Genomic DNA, 21,366 nt, shown 5'->3' with positions numbered 1-21,366 from the left:
TTTTATGCTTTGATCAAAATTCCGGAAAATAATAATTCAATTACTGTTGAAGTATCTTTAAAAGCACAAGATATCATTAATTACACAAACAAATGATTATCAATATACTAAATAAAACGTTTGTATTAGTTTTTGAATAAGCACGATAGACTTAACATAAAATAACTCCACTTTTATATAATATTACTATAAGATTAAAAATTTAAATAAAATATTTTGTTATTGATCAATTTTCAACAATGAATAGCTAAAATTTTGATTAAAAAGTTAATTTTTAAAGAAAAAAAATTTTTAAAAAAATTTAAAAAGTGGTATATAAACTTAAATTTAAACAGAAATAAAAGTAAAATATACCATAATACCGATAATTTATGATGTAAAAATTTCTTTATTCTGAGTAATTTTGTACTCTTAATCACAATGATATGGAAAAACACATCAAAATTAAAACAATACTTGTTGCTGTAGATTTTACAGAAAAAACAGATAGTGCCACAACACTTGCTGTTCATATGGCAAGACGCCATAATGCACGGGTCATACTGTTTCACAATGTAATGAACTTTTTTATTATTGACAGAACAGGAAGACAGATGATAGGAGAAGACACGGTAAGTAAACATTATAAAGATGCAGAAAACAGCCTCGAACTCATGAGAAATAATCTGCAAAAAATGTACAGCGATGTTACCTTCAATAAAATTATAGGTAATGATAATATTGTAAACAGTATCAACAAAATTATCGATTCTGAATCCGTAGACATCGTTATTACCGGAACATCCGGAAAACAGGGACTCCGTGAATTTATTCTGGGATCATCATCCTATCAGATCCTTACGGGAGCTAAATGCTCTGTACTTATGATGCCGGAAGATTCTCATCAATATAAGTTTGAAAAGATCTTGGTACCCATAAGGGTTCTTGAAAAGCTTGATGAAAAACTTGAAATTTCTAAGCTTATTGCCAAAAAAAATAACGGATTTATAGGTTTGCTTGGTATTTCAGGAGATGAGCATTTCCGTGATATCCGAAAAGCTTTTATAAAAATAAGGGAGTCTTTAAAAGGAGATGAGAAAGAACATTACGCATCTTTCGTTGTAAGCAATGACAAAGCAGTGGAAATTTCAAAAGCTTCCAAAGATGCAAAGTTTGATCTTATTATCCTGAATTATCACGATGAAGAAGGCTGGAAATCTTTCTTTTCAGAGAATTTTTTTAAACAGATCATTAACAACACATCCGTGCCTTTGTTATTTTTTAAGGATGGTGAAGCAACAGATCCGGGGCCGGAGCCAACAGGGTATGATATCACACTACCCTTCCCGGGATAATATAAACAGATGACAACAATAGAAATATACAAACCACAACAATTAAATGAAACAACTGATATTAATAAAATTTCCGGATTTCTTTTTGAACATCTTGAACAGTACGGTGATTCACAGGCTGACATTACAAAGGCCATACATTATGCTTTGAGAAAGGAAAATAAGCCCGGCGGCCTGATCATAATGGCCAAAGATCAATCGACAGAAGAGCTAAAAGGAGTCTGCATAGTTAATAAAACAGGAATGAGCGGATATATTCCGGAAAATATTCTTGTCTATATTGCCACAGATAAACAGACCAGGGGCCAGGGAATCGGCAAAAAGATACTCGAAAAAGTAATCGAAAACACAGAAGGTGATATCGCACTCCACTGTGAAAAGGAAAATCCCGCCCGACATCTTTATGAAAAACTGGGATTCAAAACCAAATATCTCGAAATGCGATTAAAAAAATAACATGTCTTATATAACATTAAATACACAAAAACTAACTCATAACTATAATTTTTTAAATCATCTTTTTAACAGACACGAAATAGAATGGGCAGTCGTTGCCAAACTTCTTTGCGGAAATGAAATATTTTTAAAAAATCTGCTATCCGTAGTTGATAAAGATATTTGTGATTCCCGTCTGAGCAACCTGAAAAAGATTAAAGAGCTTTCACCGGAAACCAAAACCGTTTACATAAAACCTCCTGCGAAACGCCTTGCGGCAAGCATTGTAAAATATGCTGATGTAAGTTTTAATTCTCAGCTTGAAACCATAAAAGCTTTATCAGAAGAAGCTTTTAAACAGCAAAAAATTCACCGTATTGTCATTATGATAGAAATGGGAGAACTTCGTGAAGGGATCATGGCTGATTCTCTGATAGATTTTTATGCTGAAGTCATAAAACTTCCCAATATTGAAGTTTCCGGGATAGGTACCAATCTGAAATGCCTCAACGGGATTCTGCCCGACCGTGGAAAGCTCAATACTCTCTTGAAGTACAGACGGGATGCCGAACGCCATTTTCAAAAGAAAATCCCTTATATCAGCGCCGGATCTTCCGTAACAATTCCATTGCTGAAAGATGGTAATGTTCCTGAAGGAATTAACCATTTCCGGATTGGCGAAAGCCTTTTTTTCGGTACCGACGTTTTTAACGATACTTTCATTAAAGGGATGCATCGTGATGTTTTTAAATTAACAGCCGAAGTCATTGAAGTGATAGAAAAACCCATGATTCCTACCGGAAAAGTCGGCAAAAACCTTACGGGAGACAGTCCGGAATATAATCAGGAAGACAAGGACAAAACTTCTTTCAGAGCTATCGTGGACCTTGGTGTTCTTGATATTGACATAAAACAGGTATACCCTCTGGATAAAGATTTTGAAGTTATCGGAGCAAGTTCGGATATGATGATTTTACATATCACCGACGAAGAAAAGCTTGTAAAAGTAGGCGATGAAATTGACTTTGGCGTGAGTTACCTTGCTGTTCTGCGGGCAATGAATTCAGATTATGTTGACAAAAAGGTCGTAAATACTAAGAAAATAGAGAAAATACGCAAAAAATCAGAAATTAATTTTAAGTAATATCTCAATACCGCAGACAATTTGCGGTATTTTCTTTATATTTAGTGAATCACAGAAGCTTTATATTTTGAAAAAGGACATTAAAACACTGCAACTGCATCATCTGGAAAAGATTCATCACCTGAAAAATGATATACTGATTTTGCCTGTTGCCGAGTTCTTTAAAAGGTTCGATCTGCAAAAGCACTGGCGAAACCGGTTTTATGCCATTTTTCTTTTTAAAACAGGATCGGGATCAGTGGTTATTGATGATCAGCTGTATGAGCTGGGTAAAGACCTTTTATTTTTTTTAAACTATAATCAGGTATATTATTTTAATCCGCTGTCAGAACCGGAAGGTTATGCTGTTTTGTTCACCAAATCTTTTTACAACCATGTATATACCGGGAATAAGCTTATCCGAAGTGATACCGCATTGGCAGAGATGACGCAGCATATTAAACTCAGCACTTCATCCAGAAATGAATTCTGGCAAAATTTGTACAACATCAAAAAGGAATATTCGAAAAACAGCATGTTTAACAGAGAAATCATCTGTATGCAGCTTAAAATATTCATATTGAGATTCATAAGGGCTTCAAAACTGATCAAAGAAAATCATATGCCTGCTGATCACAAAAGGGAAATTGTAGAAAAATTTTCGGAACTTGTTAATCAGTTTTATAAGGAATTCAAAACTACAGCGCCTTATGCTGCTAAGCTTAATCTTACTCCTAATTATTTAAATACACTTGTCAAGGAGCAGCTGGCTTTAAGTGCAGGTCGTCTTATAAAAAACAGGGTAATATTAGAAGCTGAAAGACTTCTTCTGCATACCACACTATCTGTCACGGAAATTTCATATGAGCTTGGATTTAACGATAATTCACATTTCGGGAAGTATTTCAAGGCTGCTCACAATATGTCTCCCAACAGCTACAGGACACAAAAAAGAGTTTAAGGCTATCAGTTTTATCTCATAAAATCAATACCATAAACAATTATTCTTGAACACTTCTTAACATATACCAGATACCACATCATCTACATTTTATCTGATGTTTTAGTACTTTAGCAAAAAATACACCCGGTGCCTTATACCATTAAAACCACAAAAGAAGGGCTGATTTACATTAAAGCCTCAAATATCATCAGAATCAGTAAACCAAATTCTATTGACGGTGCAAAGGTTTTAGGATACCCTTTAATTATTAACGCCAACCAGGTTACTTTCCTGAGTTTTGATACAGAAAATAAAGTCACCTACTTTATGATGAATGGGTTTCAGATTTCTATGAAAGTTCTTTTTGAAGATGCTGAAGAAGCATTACAGATCGCAAGATCCAACATTGAAAAAATTATAGCTTAATAATAATCGATTATTATTTAACATTCAATAAATCATTCCATAATGCCTGTATAATGCATTTCAGCCTTTTATCCACTTAAATTTATCAATAATAAAGTGACGGCATAACCTTTGAATAAAGATAAAAAGTTATCTGTACAGTAAATCAACGGATTGTATTCACTTTATAATTTATGAAGAAAATTTTATCTGCATTTGTAGTCACAGCCTCAGCATTAGTCGCGGTTATTTATCTTTCAGGATATAATTTTATATTTAAAGCTTTTGCATTGAATATAAAAAAGGGACCTGTGACACCTTCAAGCGATGATGTGGATAAATTTTCATCACGCAGCATTCCTAATTTTAATCCTGAACCCTGGCCAAAAGCGCCGGATTATAATTCAGCTGAACTTTCCGAAGCAATTCTCAAAGAATTAAAAAAAACACGCGCATCATCTCTTGTTGTTATTCGTGATCATAAGATTTTTTATGAAGAATATTGGAAAAACCATAATTCTACTTCATTAATGAATTCTTTTTCAATGGCAAAAGGTGTTCTTTCCATATTGGTAGGATGCGCTATTGATGATGGTTATCTGCAATCTGAAAACCAGCTTTTGTCGTCAATTTTTCCTAAGTATAAAAAAAGTCGCTATGGAAAGCACCTCACCCTTTATCATCTGATGACGATGCAGGCGGGGTTGGATTGGAAAGAAGAATACCACCACCCTTTCTCGGAAAATTCAAAACAATATTTCGTTGAAGACCTTGCCAAACAGGCTTTCGAAATTGAATGTAAAGAAATGCCCGGTCAAAATTACGAATATCAAAGTGTTGCGGCTCAGCTTTTAGGATTGGCGTTAAGAAAAGCTACACAAAAAGATCTTGCCACCTATCTTTCCGAAAAAATATGGAAGCCCCTTGGCATGGAGTCTCCGGCAAAATGGAGTATTGATAAAAAAGGGGTTGAAAAAGCTTTCTGCTGCATTCATGCAACACCACGTGATTTTGCAAAATTGGGGCAGCTTATTATGCAAAACGGGGAATGGAAAGGAAAACAGCTGATCAGCCGGGATTACTGCGAAAGAATGCTGGCCCCCACAAAAATAAACGATGCATTCTGCTTTACGATATGGGCAGATGATGAAAGCCAACTGAAATACCGTTTTTTCTATGGATTTTTAGGGCAGTTTATCATTATGATTCCGGAAAAGAAAATGGTGATTGTAAAAACCGGTTTTTACAACAGACTTGATGTAGACGAAAAGAAAAGACCTCTTCAGGTAAAGCTTTTTGCCGAAGAATTTTCCCGAATCATGTAATGTATTCAAAGAACTTCAACCAACCGAAACACATACCACACTTACCGGGATACCTAGGTACTGGCATACGCTTTGAAGGTACATCATGACTGCAATCATAAACCGCTTCAGAATATTTTTGTATAAGCCGGCCTGATTCTGCACTTATCACTGCAAAACAGAGTATAGATATGGAAAAAATCGACAGTATCGGAATTGTTGGAGGCGGGCCTGCAGCATTATTTGTTGTAAAACATTTAATCTCCGAAAATATATATCCTCATACATTGTATATCTTTGAAAAAGGGACAAGACTTGGAGCAGGAATGCCGTACAGCCACGAAGGTGCTGACGTTGAACATGTTGCTAATGTTTCAGCTAACGAGCTTCCTGAATTGCCAGAGGATTTTTCATCTTTTATCAAAAGAAAACCCTACCCGCATCATCCCGATTTTTCTGATTATCATGACATTAATGAATATAAAGTAATTCCACGGCTTATCTTAGGCGATTATCTTGAAGAACAGTTTAACCTACTTCTGAAAAGTGCGGGTAAAAGGGGTGTTCATGTCAAAATACACACAGAAACAACAGTTACGGACATTCGCAAAAAAGGTGACTTTTTTGAAGTAATTACTGACAAGGATGAAATCTACGAATGTTTAGCAACAATACTATGTACAGGTCATCACTGGTCTAAAAAAAATGAAGGCACGATAAACGGCTGGTATGATTCTCCTTACCCTCCATCCAAATTTACCGGTCCTACCAATTACCCGATCGCGATACGCGGAACTTCTCTTACTGCGGTTGACGCCATCAAAACGCTGGCAAGACTTAATGGAAAATTCACTGAAAAAGATGATGAAATTGTTTATACTTTAAATGAAGAAAGCAGCAATTTTTCACTTACTTTATTTTCAAAAAGAGGTTATCTGCCTGCATTACGTTTTCATTCGGAAGGCAGTGCTTTTTCAGAGGGGTGGATCATGTCTCAGGAAGAAATTTACGATTATAAAAAAAATAACGGCGGCTTTGTAGATCTGGATTATGTATTTGAGCGTAATTTTAAGCAGCCGCTGCGTAAGAAAAACGAAAAATTTTATAATGAAATCAAAGATCTCAGTATTGAAGATTTTGTAAAAAAAATGCTCAGCATAAGAGAAGAACTGGACAGTTTTGAACTTTTTAAAGCTGAATATTATGAAGCCCAGAAATCAATTGAAAGACATCAGACGATTGCATGGAAAGAAACACTTTCAGCATTCAGCTATGCTATAAATTATCCTGCCAAACATTTTTCTGCCGAAGATATGCTCAGAATGCGGAAAACATTGCTTCCTTTAATTTCCGTAATCATTGCATCCCTGCCTCAATCTTCATACAGGGAAATCATTGCACTGTATAATCAGGGATTAATCAGCCTCGTAAGTGTAAGTGATGATAGCTCTGTAGAGCCAAGCGATGAAGGTATTGTGTATCATTACACCGATTCTCATACAGGTGATGAAAAATCTGATCATTATAAAATGTACATCGACGCTATTGGCCAGCAGCCGGTCAATTTCAATGATATTCCTTTCAAAAGTCTTCGTGAAGAAGGTTTCATCAGTTCAGGTTATTTAAAATTTAAAGATAGTCATATCGGAGAGGTTCATTTTGAGAAAGACAGCAGCAAAATTCTCAGAATGGACGATGAAAATTATTATCTCCGTGTTGACGGATTAAATATCAATGATCACTTTCAGGCACTCGATTATTACGGAAAGGCTACTGAAAATCTCTTTATCATGTCCGTTCCATTTATTGCAGGACTAAATCCCGATTATTCAGGTCTTGACTTTTGCGATACTGCCGGGAAAAGAGTAGCTCTATCTTTAAAACAAGATATTATTGCTGATAAAATAATATCGTAGTAACACCTTGAATATGAATCCACAACAACAAATACAAGCTTGCCTTACGGCAGGCTTTTTACATATACCGTCGAAATTATTTATTGCCCTTTTTAAGTTGTCGAATTCGAGGAGTCAGCAATTTTTGCTGTCCGTGGTAAAATTCACGGTAGCTTTTTATGCTTTTTTCCAGATGTCTTTTTTTGCTTAAATAATCTTCATAGAGTTCATTCAACTGGGTAATCATTAAATTTGACTCCTCAGTACTAATACACGAATTGTTTTTCGAATTCTTTACAAGATCCGAATAATATTTCATCCGTTCTATGAGACTTGTATGGATTTTCGGCTCTATTCCCTGCATTTTTCTTTATTTAAAATTCAACTTTGAAAACTCCGCAGCAGGACTGTCACTCTGAAACAGCACCTTAACATTGTTTCCAGGATCTACATTTCCCTGCTTCGAATAAATTTTACCAAAAACATACGAAAGTAAAATTTCATCCGGATCACCAAGAGGACGCAACGGCAAATTATTAAACTCATTAACAGAGAATTGCGGATCGATTCCGTTGATATAACCCCCTTCACCGTCAGCATTGAAAACTTTATAAATGACAGGATGCATCTGCCAGGTAATTTTCTTTGGATTCCGCTTATCTTCAATAGAAAATCCAGCCATATCTTTTCCTAAAGTAGTATTACCCACCTGAATAACTTCCATGTAAGGCTTTAAATTATTGATAACGATTTCCGCTGCAGACGCTGTGCTTCCTGAAGTTAAAACATAAACTTTATTTAGTCCTAAAGAATTGGCATGCAACGAAGTAAAAGACATTGCACCAGCATCATAAGCTATTTGCCGGGCAAAAGTGCGTTTCACTTCACCACCATTTTTATTTCCTTTATAGACTATAAATGGAGAGTTTGCAGAAATTCCCACCGGAATCATTGAACAAAGTGCTGCCGCTGATGAAACAGAACCTCCGTAATTATAGCGAAGATCCAATACAAGCTCCTGAATTCCTGCTGATTTGAATTGAATAAATTGTTGATTCAAAGCGGAAGTCATTCCATCCGGAAAATCATAAATATAAAGATATCCTGTTTTTTTTCCGTTTTGCTCAAAAATCTTGGATAGTAATGGCTGTGAAAAAGAATAGCCATAATAGACGGTCACATTTTTTTCATTCACCATCGATCCGTTCTCCCAGTTTCCTACCGTCAGCTCCAGAACTGTATGATTAGAAATATTCTCTGCAAGCTGTTCCGCATTAGTGCCTGTAATGGTTTGTCCGTTTATTTTTTTAATCACCATTCCGCGTTCCAGCCCTGAATTGGAGGCGGGAGAATTTTTCAGGACTAATTTGATCACTGCTGCTACTTCCCCATTAGCCAGTTGTAAAATTGCATAATCGAAACCGAACAGATTCCGAACAGATTTTGGATAAGTGGAGGCATCGGCGGTATTGACGATAAAGGAAAAGCGATCCTGAGCTGACAATAAACTTTTAAAAAAATCTTTTACAGGAAGATGATAATCCGGCTTTGCAGGCATTTGCTCTGCCCAGTAATAATACCTGCGCATGCTGTCTTGAATCCATAGATTCGTATATTCCGTCGTACCTTCCTGGAAGTTTGGGGCATCGTCATCTGTCCTGTTACACGAAACAGCACATACAGACAAAAACATTAACAATATAAACTGAATTTTTAAAAAGTCTTTCATAAAGCATTATCGTTATAAATAATCTGCCACGTCAATATCGCCTTTCAGCACCAGCATACCGTTTTCAATTTTTTCCTGAATTACGATCATATTGGCACCGATATCCTGTTTTAGAGCTACTTTTATTACTGCTGAACCTGTATAAGGTTCCATGGTTCCTGGTTTGTACAGTTCCAGATATACCGGAGCCGAAGCACTGAAATAATTATATATTTTTACGCCCGTAAAATCCTTTTTGCCGATGTTATCAAATTCGGCAAGCACAACTCCGTTTTCTCTTTTCAGAACACCTTTTACCCCTTCGAGAGATGATCCCGAAAATTCTCCGAGATTAGGAAAGATAAATTCAAACCCTACTTTTCCTAAATTGACCTGCGGCTTTACCGCATACGTCTGCAAAAAAATCCCGGGCAGATTAAAGAAATTCAGGTTTTTATAGTCATTACTATTGTTATAAGTAATGGAATATTTAGCAATCTGAGTACCTGTCTGGCTGTTATAAATTCCGAGTTCATCAGTTTCACCTTTATCCAATACAAAATTGATTTTAGTTTCTATTTTTTGGTCGTAAGAAGATGCTCCATTGATGGAAACCGGCTGACCATTCAGCCTGATCTGGATCATATCCGGCTTTGAATATCCTTTTACATTTACTTCAACAGCCTTTTGGTCTTTATCATAAACCTCTAAAGTACTGTTGTCCGTACATGAAAAAAATACAGTAAATAATAAAAGTGCAAAAATGTTTTTCATCTTATTTATCATTAAATCATAATCGAAGCTTAGAAAAAACTGCCCAAAACCGATCTGGCATCGGGCAATTACCTAATTTTAAAATCTAATTGAAAATGTTTACTTTGAATTTTCATGGTTTCCTTTTGTAAGGAATTATTTTTTAATAAATTTCAGTTTTTCCGTAGTTTTTCCATCAGATACTTCTGCAAGGTAAGTTCCGGCAGACAAAGCAGTCACATTGATATTTTTTGAATATTTGGACATTAAAACCTTCTGTCCCGACATATTATAAATACTTACTGTGGTTGCATTTTCGCTGATAACCGGGTTAAGCTGTAGCTGTAAAGAAGCTGATACAGGATTTTGCATTACTTTAGTAATACCTTTCTGGCTTTTTGATTCCTTCGTGCCCAGTACAAGGGAAGAAGCATAAATTCCTATTTCGTCTATATTGATATTCTGAGCGTTAAGGCCTGTAGTAGTTCTATTTGACCAGAATCCGATATAAATTTTCTTTCCTGCAAAACTGGAAAGATTTACCAGGCATTCTGCAGATTGATTTAAATCCGTAGAGGGCCATGGATTATTTGTATTTCCGGCAATAATTGTATACTGGCTTGATATATTGTTCCCATTTTCGTCTACCGTCAGTGCCTGAAAGTCAGCCAGTGTAGGTACCGGTTTTTGAGGAGTGCTTACATAAATCCACAGATCACGTCCGACGATGGTATGCGTTGTTCTCTGTCTGCTGATATATGCCGCCAGCGTAATCGTTCCTGAAGCTGCTGTCAGATCGATTTCTGGAGATACGACCCAGTCGTTTTCCGTCGAAAAGCTAGCTGCTGTACCAGTAGGAACAAGATTAATAGAATACCTCAATACTCCGGAAGAGCCATAGGCCAGGGCCGTTCCGTTGTAAAAAATATTATTTCCCTGCTGCCATTGATTGTTATTGCCGTTTCCGTCATAAAATGTCCATCCCTGTAGATCCTGAGGAGTATCGAAAGAATTTACCCAGACAGGAAGCTGAGAATACGCCAGCAGAGGCAATAACAGGATAGAAAATAAAAATGTCTTTTTCATTATGAAATATTTATCAGATTAAAAAAAGGCAGGAAGCAGCGATTTTACACTGCTCCCTGCAATTAAGTTATTCAAGTATTGAGAAATCATATTTAGTCCATGAAGCAAAGAAATTTCCGCAATTTCTTGATCCAAGATCAACAGTACCAGCATTGAAGAAAGGCTGAGGCATTCCTCCGTTAAGTGTAGTCGCTGTACCTCCAGAAACTGTAAGAGCTGCCTTAGTAGATCCTACCAATGAAGCAAAGTTGAAAGAATAACCATAAGCCTGTACATTGGTGAAGCTAAGATCAGAAAGATTCACAGGAGCACCGCTTACTGTTTCCAATAATACGCCAACAGGATAACCTGTAACTGTAGCATTGTTCAATGTTAATTTCCCGTTTCTTCTTACATGGATTGCATTTTCATACAATGACCCGTAGGTAGAAGTACCAGCGCCAACAATTGTAAGGTTATTGATCACCGGATGAGTAAAAGGTGATGCAGAAGAACCTGTTCCGTCATTATCAAGCTCGATACCGTTGGAGTCAGGGTTAGCACCACTTTGACTGTGCGTAGAATTTTGATCTGCCAAAGCCAAAGCACAGTTGATGGTTCCTGAATATCCGAAATCGAAATCGAAATTATCATCATCCGCTGCGAAAGAGATAAGGTTTGATGCATTTACGGTACCTCCGAAAAATTCAAAAGAATCATCTTTACCGTAAGCTACTTGAATATGATCTAAAGTAGTACCGCTTCCAACGCCTCCTAAAGTTAATCCGTTGATTTCGTTTCCTGAATTAGGAGCAAGAAGATCGTATCCTGCAAACTCAATGCGCGCATACTTCAATATACCGCTGTTATCGGAAGCATTTGAACCTCCATACTGATAATCGACACCGGATAAACCTTCGATTACAGTCGTCGTCGGTTTGTTGGTAGGTGCAGCTCCAAGCATGATCACACCACCGAAATCTCCAGGTTTTGCAGTTGTACTTTCGTCACCATCCAACAGATTGTAACTTGTAAAGATAATTGGTTGTGAAGAAGTTCCTTCAGCATTAAGTTTACTTCCTCTCGAGATTACCAAAACTCCTGTCGCCGTGTTGTTGGCAGTCGGTTTTGCTTTAATAAAAGTTCCCGGCTGGATAGTAAGTGTCGCTCCGTTTTTCACGGTTACAATACCATCAAGCTCAACCACCCCACTCCAAGTCGTATTGGCAGTGATTGCACCAGAAACTGTGGTAACAGTAAGTGAAGAAGCCGTTAAATATTCTGCAGAAGCAGGCTTCATTTCGAAAGGAGATGTAGAATCTGCTAAAGTTTCATTCTGACAAGCTGTAAGAGACAAAGCTGTAACTGCGATTAAAGTTAATTTTCTCATTGTTAAAGTTTTTGAATGATCAGGCTTTTTTATATATTTTTCCAGACCTGATGTTTTAAATATTTAGAAATACCCGCCTCTGTATCTCTGCGATTTGGTTGTTTTTTTTACGCTGCATTATATGAGGAGCTATAATGAAGAGTTCCCTATTTTTCACCGCTGATATCCGGGAAAATACCAGCTCAGTTATTCTGAATCAATACTGTGGCGCGCATCATCAGTATGATTAGATTCAATCTCAGGATGTTAACCTGTACGTTGCAATGAGCTCTTTTCTTTTATTTAATATTTCTAAAAAGTATAATTCACACTTAGGCCAAAAGTTCTTCCGTTATACGCCCTGAATAATACCCTGTCGATATCTTTATCGTATTTATTGGTAGCTCCCGGTAAAAGTTCGAGTGCTTCTCTCTGGGTTTCATAATCTGTTCCGCTGCCTTTGAATACAGAATAAGAATTGAAATTGTTGTAGAATTCTTTTACCCTGTTAAATAGATTTCTGACATTCAGTTTTACTTCTAAATTTTTATTTTTTAATAATTTATAAGAAATCTGTGCGTCGGCAACAGCATAAGGCCTCTGAATCTCTTCCCCGATGTAGGCATATCCTACGGTAATGTACTGATCGCCTTTTGCATTATATAAAAAGCTCAGCCCGAACCGGTCACCGTCATATAAAAGTCCGAGGTTATATGCATAAGGAGTCTGCCCATACAGCGGACGTTCAACTTCATAGGTAGCATCTGTATCTTCGGTTTTGTAATTGTCTTTAAAAGCGATTACTTTTGTCGTGTTGTACGTGAAATTCCCGCTGATAAAAAGGTGCTGCAGCCATGTACTTTCTCTGATAAAACCCAGGCTTTTTCTGACCTCAACTTCAAAGCCCTTCAGTTTGGCATTTTTAGAATTTCCATTATAGAGAAACAAATTCCCTTCGCTGGAAATGTATCCTTCACGTTCTATGGGCCGGTCGATATCTTTGTAATACAATCCTGCCGAAATAATTTCTCCCAAACCCGGAAACCATTCAAATTTAAAATCATAATTATTGATTACAGAAGAGGTCATCTCTGTGTTGTAGATCAATCCGTTGGCAACAGGATCAAAATAAGGCAGACCTGTTCTTTCATTAAACTGAGGACGGATTACTGATCTGTTGTACGCCAGCCTTACATTAATCTTACCAGACGGACTGTACGTAAAGTTGGCGGAAGGCATCCACTGCCAGGGCTTTTCTTCAATAGCTTCCTTGGTTACATTTCTGGGATCAGATGGATCAAGCTGCTGAGAGATCAGATTATATTTAAAATATTCTGCCCTCAGTCCCCAAACGAGTCTTAATTTATTTTTCCACCGGTTATCAAACATGATATAAGGTGCGTGCTGCTTTACCTCTCCTTCGTACCTGTCATTTTTATAAAGTGGTTTGGTCTGCCATCCGATGCCGCCCTGTGTGTAATGCGAGCCATCAAACCAGTCGGAAAGTAAGCCGTACATCAGAAGATAATTCTTTTCACTATTCGGAACATCGCGGTTTTCATCCACTTTCAGAAAAAATTTCTGCTGTTCATTGGTATTCTTCTTTATGGCGCCTGCATATCCTACTTTAATATCAGTTTTAAAATTTCCAACATCCATTTTCCATTTTGCTGAAGCACCGAAATTGTAGTCGGTTTCTTTATTTCCGATATATCCTCTTGAAAAGTTATTTCCTGAATTATAAATCTGATGGTAGGTTAAAATTTCACTTCCTACAAAATCATAGAATGTCTGATACTGCGTATAATCTTTTGTATCAGAAATTACACCTGTTCTTGCTGCAAACCAGTTGATCTCCACCTCTTTTATCTTGTGATTCCCTTCCAGCTTATTCTGTAATAAAGTCTGGTAGACAGGATAATCCGTATTATCCGTATAAGGTCTGTCTAAAGCAGCCAGCTGAGAAGGGTCATTATTGGGAATAATCCCATGATAAAAATAATTGTATGAACCTTCTGCCATTGCCGGTTGTCCGGTGCCTCCCGTATATTCGTTCCAGCCGGTAATTCTGGTAAGCGTCTGATCGTAAATATGGGTATATGAATTTCTGAAAGACAGTCTGTTTTTTCCTAATTGCAACCCAAAATTCAACATCGCTCCTATCGTGGAATTGTAGCTGTAAGATGCTCCTTTATTTTTAAAATTAAAAAATTTTACTGGTGCTACTCCCAGTTCCTGCCAATTGTTGATGAGTCCGGCATTGTCAAGCCATCCGCCCCGTCCGGTATGATCAATATCGAGTTTATTCTGTTCATTTCTTATCGTAAGTGCTCCGGCAAATCCCCATTTGTTATTATTTTTCATTTTAAAGCTTCTTCCCAGTGCGAGCTGCATATTGGAGTTCATGTCTGCTTTGGTACGGTAATTCGTAAAATTATCGTTGGTAAAGCGTCTCGACTGCTCAAAAAACAGAGGATTGTTCCAGTCGGTATATTCAAGGTCCATGGGAAAATCCCTTGTTCCGTCATCGTATCCGAAATAATCATATTTACCTCTTTTACGGGTCAGAAATTCTTTAAAAGTAGCAATATCATTGTAGGAAGTTCCCATCGTTACGGTAGTGAAGTTTTCATTAGGAATATCTTTTGTTCTCACTTCCACCAATCCGCCGGCAAAGCTTGCGTTCATATCAGGTGTTGCGGTTTTGCTGATAACGACACTTTCCACCATCGAATTCGGAATAATGTCAAAAGAAAAATTCTGGTTATAAGCCTCCGTGCTTGGAAGATTAATACCATCCATTGCAGCAGTATTCCAGCGCTCTCCCATTGAACGGACTACTACGTATTTATTATCAATGGTGGTCACTCCGGTCACTCTTTTCAGTGTCGCCCCAAGATCATTATCCGGTGTTTTTGAAATCTGCTCTGCGGAAATCCCGTCGCTCATCTGGGCTGCCTTTTTTTGTTGAGCTAATAATCCCGCCTGGGTATCGGCTTTCCGTGTTCCTGTAATGACCACTTCTTTTATATCCGATATTTTATCCGAAAGCGACCTCATGGCAAAGGAAACCGTATTGGTTTCATTATTATTTACAGAAAGTTTTTCTACCCGTAGAGAATTGTATTTCGGTGACTTTACGATTAATGTATATACTCCTGAAGGAAGTTCCACTGTAAAATCTCCGTTGTTATCCGTCACTGTTTTGATCCCCGAAATATTAATTTCTGCTCCGACAACAGGATTTCCCACTTCATCAACGATCTTCCCGGAAATTTTTCCGTTTCCGAAGGCAGAAGCGTTTTGTGATTTATATTTTATTGAAATAAGATCGCCGCGGAGACGGTACATGATCGGAAGTCCGCTAGTCATATCATCCAGACAATCATGGACAGGAATATTTTCACATTTTGTTGTTTTTATTTTTAATTCTTTAATATCTGCTTTAGAATAAGCCAGCCTCATTCTTGTTTTACCCGCAAACTCTTCAAGTGCTTCGATCAAAGGCTTCCCCGCAGGAGCAGAAAACGACACTTTCTGTGACAGTTCCTGAGCCTCAGCTGCTATGGTGAAAAATATTGCCGCAATGGTAAAACTACATTTCAAACTTTTCATTTTTTAGTGTTCTCTTTATTATATTTATCTGATTATTAGCTTTCTTATTTATTATTTTTCAGGATATACGTCTGCTTTTCTTTCTGTACTTCCAGCCCAAGTATGAATGCAAGGGCTTCAATATTTTCATCAGTATTTCCACCTGTGAAATCGGCAGTTATTTTCTTTTCGGCAAATTCTTTAGGATAAATAATACTGATGTTATAATTTTTTTGCAGAACGTCCGTAACTTCCTTCAGTATCACATCATTAAAGCTTAATGACAATAAAGACGGCAATGCCTTATCCGATTTTTTTTCTTTTCCATAAGAAATGACGGCAGCAGTACGGGCAATGCCGAAGTTGGTCCATTTCTGATGAGGTTTCAGATAAGCGATATGCGTTCCCGCATAGGAAACCGCAACTTTTCCTTCATAAAGATCTACCGCTTTGTTGTTTCCGGTTTGGGTAATTTTAAAAACAGTTCCCAAGACCCTGGTGCTGAAACCATCAGCATTTACAATGAATGGATGCTTTTTTGATTTTGCTACAGAAAATATTGCATCACCTTTAAGTTTCACAACTCTTGTGTCTGCGGGAAAGGATTTTTCAACCGTAAGCTGTGAACCGGGAAGCAAAAGCACTACCGACCCATCTGCCAGATGAATCTTTTGACTTTCGGAATCCGCAAAATAGAGGTCAGGCTTCACGAAAGTATTGTACATGAAAAAACCTCCTAATGTAAAAAGCAGTACAATCACAGCCGCGATCCGGAAAAAGTATTTACTGAAGACATTGGAATCGTTAATAATTGCGGTTGGAACGAAATACGGTTCTAATGAAAATAAGACTCTTTCTCTTGATTCCTTACTGTAATTTTCGTCCAGATTTTTTTCCATACTGATTTTCCACTGCTTTAAAAGTTCGGTTTCTTTCCCGGAAATTTTTTCTTCAGAAACTTCCCTTTCCCAAAGTCTGAAAACGAATGCCTGAATATCTTTATACTGTAGGTTTTTCATAAATTCTTGATAAACGATCGCCGTTACATCTATAAAACAGCAGAAACAGAAAACTTCCCCAGCGCAGATTTAACATTGTATTCATATTAGAATCAAGTTGTTAACAATTTGCAGTAATTCTTAACCATTTCTCAGAATTCGAACCGTATTCCGCCTGTGATTTTCAGAAATAATTAATATTGCAATTGTCAAAGTTCACAAAAAGTTAATTTTCCTTTAGGTAATTTTGCATCAATGAATCAGACGGATCACATACTATTGAAAAAAATAAAAACAGGCGACCGGCCGGCTTTTATGATACTTTACGAAAGGTATTGGGATGATTTGTACCGTTTTGTTTTTGTAAGGACAAAGAACAGAGAGCTTGCAGAAGAATTGCTGCAGAATCTCTGGATTAAAATTCTTGAAAATACAGAAAGCATACAAACCGACGCAAATGAAAGTGCAAAAGGATATTTTCTGAAGCATCTCCATTACAGAGTGATTGATCATTTCAACAGTCATAAAAAAGAATGGTCTGCCATACGGATCGATGAATCTGAAAGTTTTACAGATATTACCGACACAGAATACTTTGAAATTCTTGATCAGCATGAAATTTCGGATTTGTTTGCGATGATTGATGAAGTCGTTTCTACCCTGCCTGTCACCGAACAGAAAGTCTATGACATGAGAATCCGTAAAAATATGTCTGTTAATGAAACCGCTGAAGCATTAGACCTAACCAATAAAACAGTCAGTAATAAGCTGAGCAATGCCATTGGCGAAATTCGGCAACAGCTGAACCCTAAATACCAATCTTCCAAAAAATTCATTTCTATTATGCTGATGATTGAGCTGATGATGGGAAATCAGTAATGCTGTGACCACTAAAGAATAATACACCATAAATATTAATGTTGAAGCATTTGCCACAGAAATCCCTGATTGGCAATAAAGTTGTATACAGATATCCGAAATAAAGCCTATAAATAGTGTTACATTAAACAGTTATATTTTTTAAATCACAATATAATTCCGGCGGCCATTTTCAATGGCCGCCGGAAATTTAACAATAAAATAAATTTAAGTTTTTACAGATGAATACAACCACAAATACGATTATAAAAGGAATTGCTGTAGGATTGTTGGCTTCATTAATTAAATCGCTGGTAGAACCACCTCTGCAAAAGCTGGGGGAAAAACAATTTCCACCAGAACCAGATGAGCTTGAATTACGGGGCGCAGATGTGACCCGCCAGCCGGAAAATATGCCGCCGGCAGTTTTAGCAAAAGAAGTCTATGCTACCATTGCCGGCAGAGAACTTTCGTATGATGACACCTTAAAATCTATGAAAATTATCCATTACGCTTTAGGAACAATGATTGGTGTGAGTTATGTGATGCTGGCAAATAAAAACAAAGGTTTTACAGTAGGTGAAGGCACCGCCTCAGGAATTGTGGTATGGGCACTGACACACGGTTCTGTCGTTCCGGCCCTTAAACTGCAGGGAAAAGTCTCTGAGATGCCGGCATCCTGGTGGGTCTGGGAATTTGGTTCACATATTATTTTCGGAGTGAGCATGGAGCAGACAAGAAAACTCATGAATATGCTTTTTTAATTTCTGGACTTAATTATTTAATTTAAACAACAAACTTATATTTGATGGCCGGAAAGTCTTGAGCTACCCGCCTCGGATATTATAAAAGCATTGTTGTGAATCCAGAAAAGAAAAGTATTAAGATTTTAAAATAATGCAGATTTAAATATTTAACAAATCAACAGAAGCCTGTACTCTCCTTCTTTCTCCTGTGGTGCCCGATGAATGCATGGTAAAACTTTTTGATCGGGATGATCAACCGCCAGCCTCCAAAGATGACCATTTCCTAAATTGACAGGTGTGGCACCGGGTTTAGGCAGATAGTGCAGATCAAAATAATTGTCTTTCAGGAACGTTTCAAATTCTTCATCGTCACCATCGCACAATGCTCGAAGCTTTTCTCGGATTTCGGGAATCAGGATCTTCTGTACACATTGGTCATTTGGTAAAAAATCACTGGCTGCACCAAAATAAGTGCAAAGAAAAGTATCCGTTGCAACTGGTGAACGGTCGGCGTGATATGAATAAACATCGGTTGAAATAAAATCGAATTCTTCGTCCCTGTCGTAGCTTTTTAACAGATTGAGCGAAGGTGCTGCCCCAAAATCAGACAACATCTGCATATCACTGATGATAATTTCTCTTGCCAGATTTCCCTTTTCAGACAAATCAAGCTTCATAAGATCATCAATAAAAATCTCTGTGATATTTTCTTTTAAGGTAAGCTTAGCTACAATTTCATGAAAATCAACGTCAAGATCTCTCTGCCAGCAAACAGCATTCACATTCCCCTGAAAACCTACAGAAACAAGATCTGAAAAAGAAGAGACGATCCCATAATGACTTTCCGACGAAATGTAATTCATAATAAACGTTTTTTCAATTGCATGCAAAAATAAACATTTACCATAACTTTATACATCTCCGATACGCCCACTTTAAATACCACATTTGAATTTTTTATAAATACTAGTACACATTTTGTACTATTTGTGAAAAAAACGATGACTTATCATTATTATGTATTGAAATTAATTGTTCCTGTATTTCTTATTTCAAATCTGTTTAATGCCCAACAGGAATTGCCTAAAAAGTATACTTTATTTAATCCTGTTCCAAAATCAATGATGCGGGAAATGGAAACAGACCGTCCTGATGTAACAGAATCGCCTTATACGGTTGATGCCGGCCATATCCAGTACGAAACGGATCTGCTCAGGCTGAGGAAAGAAAATTCTGATTTAACGCAAACCCGTACACTGCTGATCAATCAGGGAAATATCAAAATCGGAATTACAGAATCAACCGCTATGCAGATCGGATTTCAGACTTATGGCTTCCAGAAAGAGACTGAAAAGAGTTCCGGAAATACTTCGCATACCGATGGTTTTGGCGATATCAATTTTAGAATAAAACAAAATATCATCGGTAATGATAAAGGAAATTTTGTAATGGCGGTTCTGCCTTATGTTAAATTTCCGACTTCACAATATGATCATGAAAGTCGCATAGAATACGGTCTGATTGTACCAATGCTTTATAAATTTGAAGGTGACTGGAATTTAGGATTTCAGGTAGAAGTTGATAAATTAAAAGATCAGGATCAGCCTGAAATGCATACTGAATTCCTGCAGACCCTTACGATCAGTCATCCGATTACAAAAAATATTGATGGTATCGCCGAGACCTATTATACGTATGATTTTAAAGCTCATCAGTTTTCAAATTACATTAATGCGGCAATTCAAATGGAAGTCGTTAAAAACTTTAAAGTTGATGCCGGACTCAATTACGGACTTCAGCATCATGCAGAAAAACATTATTTTGTTGGTTTTTCATATTTACATTAATCGGACAAAAATCTTTACATATGAGGATTTTTTTAATTTGATTGAATCCTTTCTAAGCAGTCAAATCAAAATATATCATCTTATTCAAAATGATAAAGAAATAATACGTCTCCTGTGTATGCGGGTTTTGACTGATCTTTAATAAGAAGCTTGGCTCCAACCACTACTTTCACTGTTCCTTTAAGGTTATTAACAGATCTTATAGTTGCCTGCAGACATACCTGATCATCAACTTTTACGGGCTGTCCGAATCTGAAATTTTCTATTCCGTAGTTGATTTCCATGGTTATATTTCTGACCTCAGCAATCTGTTTCCAGAGATAAGGAATCAGGGAAAGCGTCAAATATCCGTGAGCTATCGTAGATCGATAAGGACTCTCCTCCGCAGCTCTTTTTTCATCAGTATGGATCCACTGGTGATCCAGCGTTGCATCCGCAAAACGGTTGATCTGATCCTGATCTATGGTGTGCCACAAAGAGGTACCAACCATAGTGCCTTCCAGCAATTTGTATTCATTAAAATTATTGATAATGATCATTTTAGTAAGTATTTAATTAAACTTTAATAATAGATTTAAAGTGTTTAAATTATTAAAACCTCTCACTAAAGCAAGAGGCTGATGAACATGGAAAACGATGTAGTTTGCATCAATATTCATTCAAACAATATATTAAAACAGTCAAGTATAATATTTAGTGAGACAATAGTGGTGTTAATAATAAAAGTTTTGCCATATGTAAATCAATGGTCTTTCCGGTAGTTATACCAGCCTTACATTTACAGCATTTAAACCTCTGTCTCCCTGTTGGATATCGAAATTTACTTTGTCATTTTCACGAAGAAATCTCATCGTCAATCCTGAAGAATGTACAAAAATATCTTTACTCCCATCTGCAGGAGAAATAAATCCGAAGCCTTTTGCTTCGTCGAAAAACTTTACTGTGCCTTGTTGCATTGTAATTATTGTTAAATTGTATAGGATAATCTG

At 36.9% G+C, this 21,366-nt stretch carries 19 protein-coding genes; 10 read left to right on the top strand and 9 right to left on the bottom strand.

The genetic code is table 11. The features are described 5' to 3' along the window. Positions 1-425 precede the first annotated feature (425 nt). The 7 genes from AC3WV0_RS01740 to AC3WV0_RS01710 all read left to right on the top strand — a co-directional run bounded on the left by AC3WV0_RS01740 (position 426) and on the right by AC3WV0_RS01710 (position 7,460). On the top strand, positions 426-1,334 hold the full coding sequence (locus AC3WV0_RS01740) for a universal stress protein (protein WP_488843419.1): 909 nt from the start codon (positions 426-428) through the stop codon (positions 1,332-1,334). Positions 1,335-1,343: 9 nt separating this feature from the next. Continuing rightward, entirely contained in the window at positions 1,344-1,790 is a 447-nt protein-coding gene (locus AC3WV0_RS01735) for a GNAT family N-acetyltransferase (RefSeq protein WP_488843417.1), read from the top strand. A gap of 1 nt (position 1,791) precedes the next feature. Next, the gene (locus AC3WV0_RS01730) at positions 1,792-2,913 is read left to right on the top strand and encodes an alanine racemase (protein WP_488843415.1); all 1,122 of its coding nucleotides are present in this window, start codon (positions 1,792-1,794) and stop codon (positions 2,911-2,913) included. Positions 2,914-2,980: 67 nt separating this feature from the next. Continuing rightward, positions 2,981-3,853: a helix-turn-helix domain-containing protein gene (locus tag AC3WV0_RS01725; protein WP_488843413.1), complete on the top strand. Its 873-nt coding sequence runs from the start codon at positions 2,981-2,983 to the stop codon at positions 3,851-3,853. A 129-nt stretch (positions 3,854-3,982) separates the two neighbouring features. Next, positions 3,983-4,261: a hypothetical protein gene (locus tag AC3WV0_RS01720; RefSeq protein WP_488843411.1), complete on the top strand. Its 279-nt coding sequence runs from the start codon at positions 3,983-3,985 to the stop codon at positions 4,259-4,261. 173 nt (positions 4,262-4,434) lie between these two features. Then, complete coding sequence (locus AC3WV0_RS01715; RefSeq protein WP_488843409.1) at positions 4,435-5,565, top strand: serine hydrolase domain-containing protein; 1,131 nt, start codon at positions 4,435-4,437, stop codon at positions 5,563-5,565. A 170-nt stretch (positions 5,566-5,735) separates the two neighbouring features. Beyond that, entirely contained in the window at positions 5,736-7,460 is a 1,725-nt protein-coding gene (locus tag AC3WV0_RS01710; RefSeq protein WP_488843407.1) for an FAD/NAD(P)-binding protein, read from the top strand. Positions 7,461-7,809: 349 nt separating this feature from the next. Here the strand turns inward: AC3WV0_RS01710 and AC3WV0_RS01705 are convergent, their stop codons facing one another. The 6 genes from AC3WV0_RS01705 to AC3WV0_RS01680 all read right to left on the bottom strand — a co-directional run bounded on the left by AC3WV0_RS01705 (position 7,810) and on the right by AC3WV0_RS01680 (position 16,947). Continuing rightward, entirely contained in the window at positions 7,810-9,168 is a 1,359-nt protein-coding gene (locus AC3WV0_RS01705) for a S41 family peptidase (RefSeq protein ID WP_488843405.1), read from the bottom strand. 12 nt (positions 9,169-9,180) lie between these two features. Beyond that, positions 9,181-9,921 carry a hypothetical protein gene (locus AC3WV0_RS01700; protein ID WP_488843404.1) on the bottom strand — a complete coding sequence of 247 codons (741 nt, stop codon included), beginning with the start codon at positions 9,919-9,921 and terminating at the stop codon, positions 9,181-9,183. A gap of 135 nt (positions 9,922-10,056) precedes the next feature. Continuing rightward, complete coding sequence (locus AC3WV0_RS01695; protein ID WP_488843402.1) at positions 10,057-10,986, bottom strand: T9SS type A sorting domain-containing protein; 930 nt, start codon at positions 10,984-10,986, stop codon at positions 10,057-10,059. Between the two features lie 67 nt (positions 10,987-11,053). Next, positions 11,054-12,355, bottom strand: coding sequence for a hypothetical protein (locus tag AC3WV0_RS01690; protein WP_488843400.1), 1,302 nt, complete (start codon positions 12,353-12,355; stop codon positions 11,054-11,056). A gap of 291 nt (positions 12,356-12,646) precedes the next feature. After that, complete coding sequence (locus AC3WV0_RS01685; RefSeq protein ID WP_488843398.1) at positions 12,647-15,949, bottom strand: TonB-dependent receptor; 3,303 nt, start codon at positions 15,947-15,949, stop codon at positions 12,647-12,649. A gap of 44 nt (positions 15,950-15,993) precedes the next feature. Then, complete coding sequence (locus AC3WV0_RS01680; protein ID WP_488843397.1) at positions 15,994-16,947, bottom strand: FecR family protein; 954 nt, start codon at positions 16,945-16,947, stop codon at positions 15,994-15,996. Between the two features lie 234 nt (positions 16,948-17,181). On the opposite strand from AC3WV0_RS01680, the gene AC3WV0_RS01675 reads away from it, so the two are divergent. Next, on the top strand, positions 17,182-17,805 hold the full coding sequence (locus AC3WV0_RS01675; protein ID WP_488843395.1) for an RNA polymerase sigma factor: 624 nt from the start codon (positions 17,182-17,184) through the stop codon (positions 17,803-17,805). 221 nt (positions 17,806-18,026) lie between these two features. Next, positions 18,027-18,548: a DUF1440 domain-containing protein gene (locus AC3WV0_RS01670; protein WP_488843393.1), complete on the top strand. Its 522-nt coding sequence runs from the start codon at positions 18,027-18,029 to the stop codon at positions 18,546-18,548. Positions 18,549-18,697: 149 nt separating this feature from the next. On the opposite strand, the gene AC3WV0_RS01665 is transcribed toward AC3WV0_RS01670, so the two are convergent. Next, positions 18,698-19,393 (bottom strand): DUF1826 domain-containing protein, encoded by a 696-nt coding sequence (locus tag AC3WV0_RS01665; RefSeq protein WP_488843391.1) that lies wholly within the window; start codon positions 19,391-19,393, stop codon positions 18,698-18,700. Between the two features lie 138 nt (positions 19,394-19,531). Here AC3WV0_RS01665 and AC3WV0_RS01660 point away from each other — a divergent pair, with 138 nt between their 5' ends. After that, complete coding sequence (locus AC3WV0_RS01660; RefSeq protein ID WP_488843389.1) at positions 19,532-20,377, top strand: transporter; 846 nt, start codon at positions 19,532-19,534, stop codon at positions 20,375-20,377. An 80-nt stretch (positions 20,378-20,457) separates the two neighbouring features. Here AC3WV0_RS01660 and AC3WV0_RS01655 read toward each other — a convergent pair whose 3' ends face one another. Together AC3WV0_RS01655 and AC3WV0_RS01650 are read right to left on the bottom strand one after the other, a co-directional pair. After that, positions 20,458-20,916 (bottom strand): MaoC family dehydratase, encoded by a 459-nt coding sequence (locus AC3WV0_RS01655; protein WP_488843387.1) that lies wholly within the window; start codon positions 20,914-20,916, stop codon positions 20,458-20,460. A gap of 222 nt (positions 20,917-21,138) precedes the next feature. Then, complete coding sequence (locus AC3WV0_RS01650) at positions 21,139-21,333, bottom strand: cold-shock protein (protein WP_488843386.1); 195 nt, start codon at positions 21,331-21,333, stop codon at positions 21,139-21,141. Positions 21,334-21,366: the final 33 nt, after the last annotated feature.

This window comes from Chryseobacterium sp. 27AL (assembly GCF_057815395.1).
Note: the sequence above shows the minus strand (reverse complement) of the source record. Positions and strands in the feature narration are given on the sequence as shown.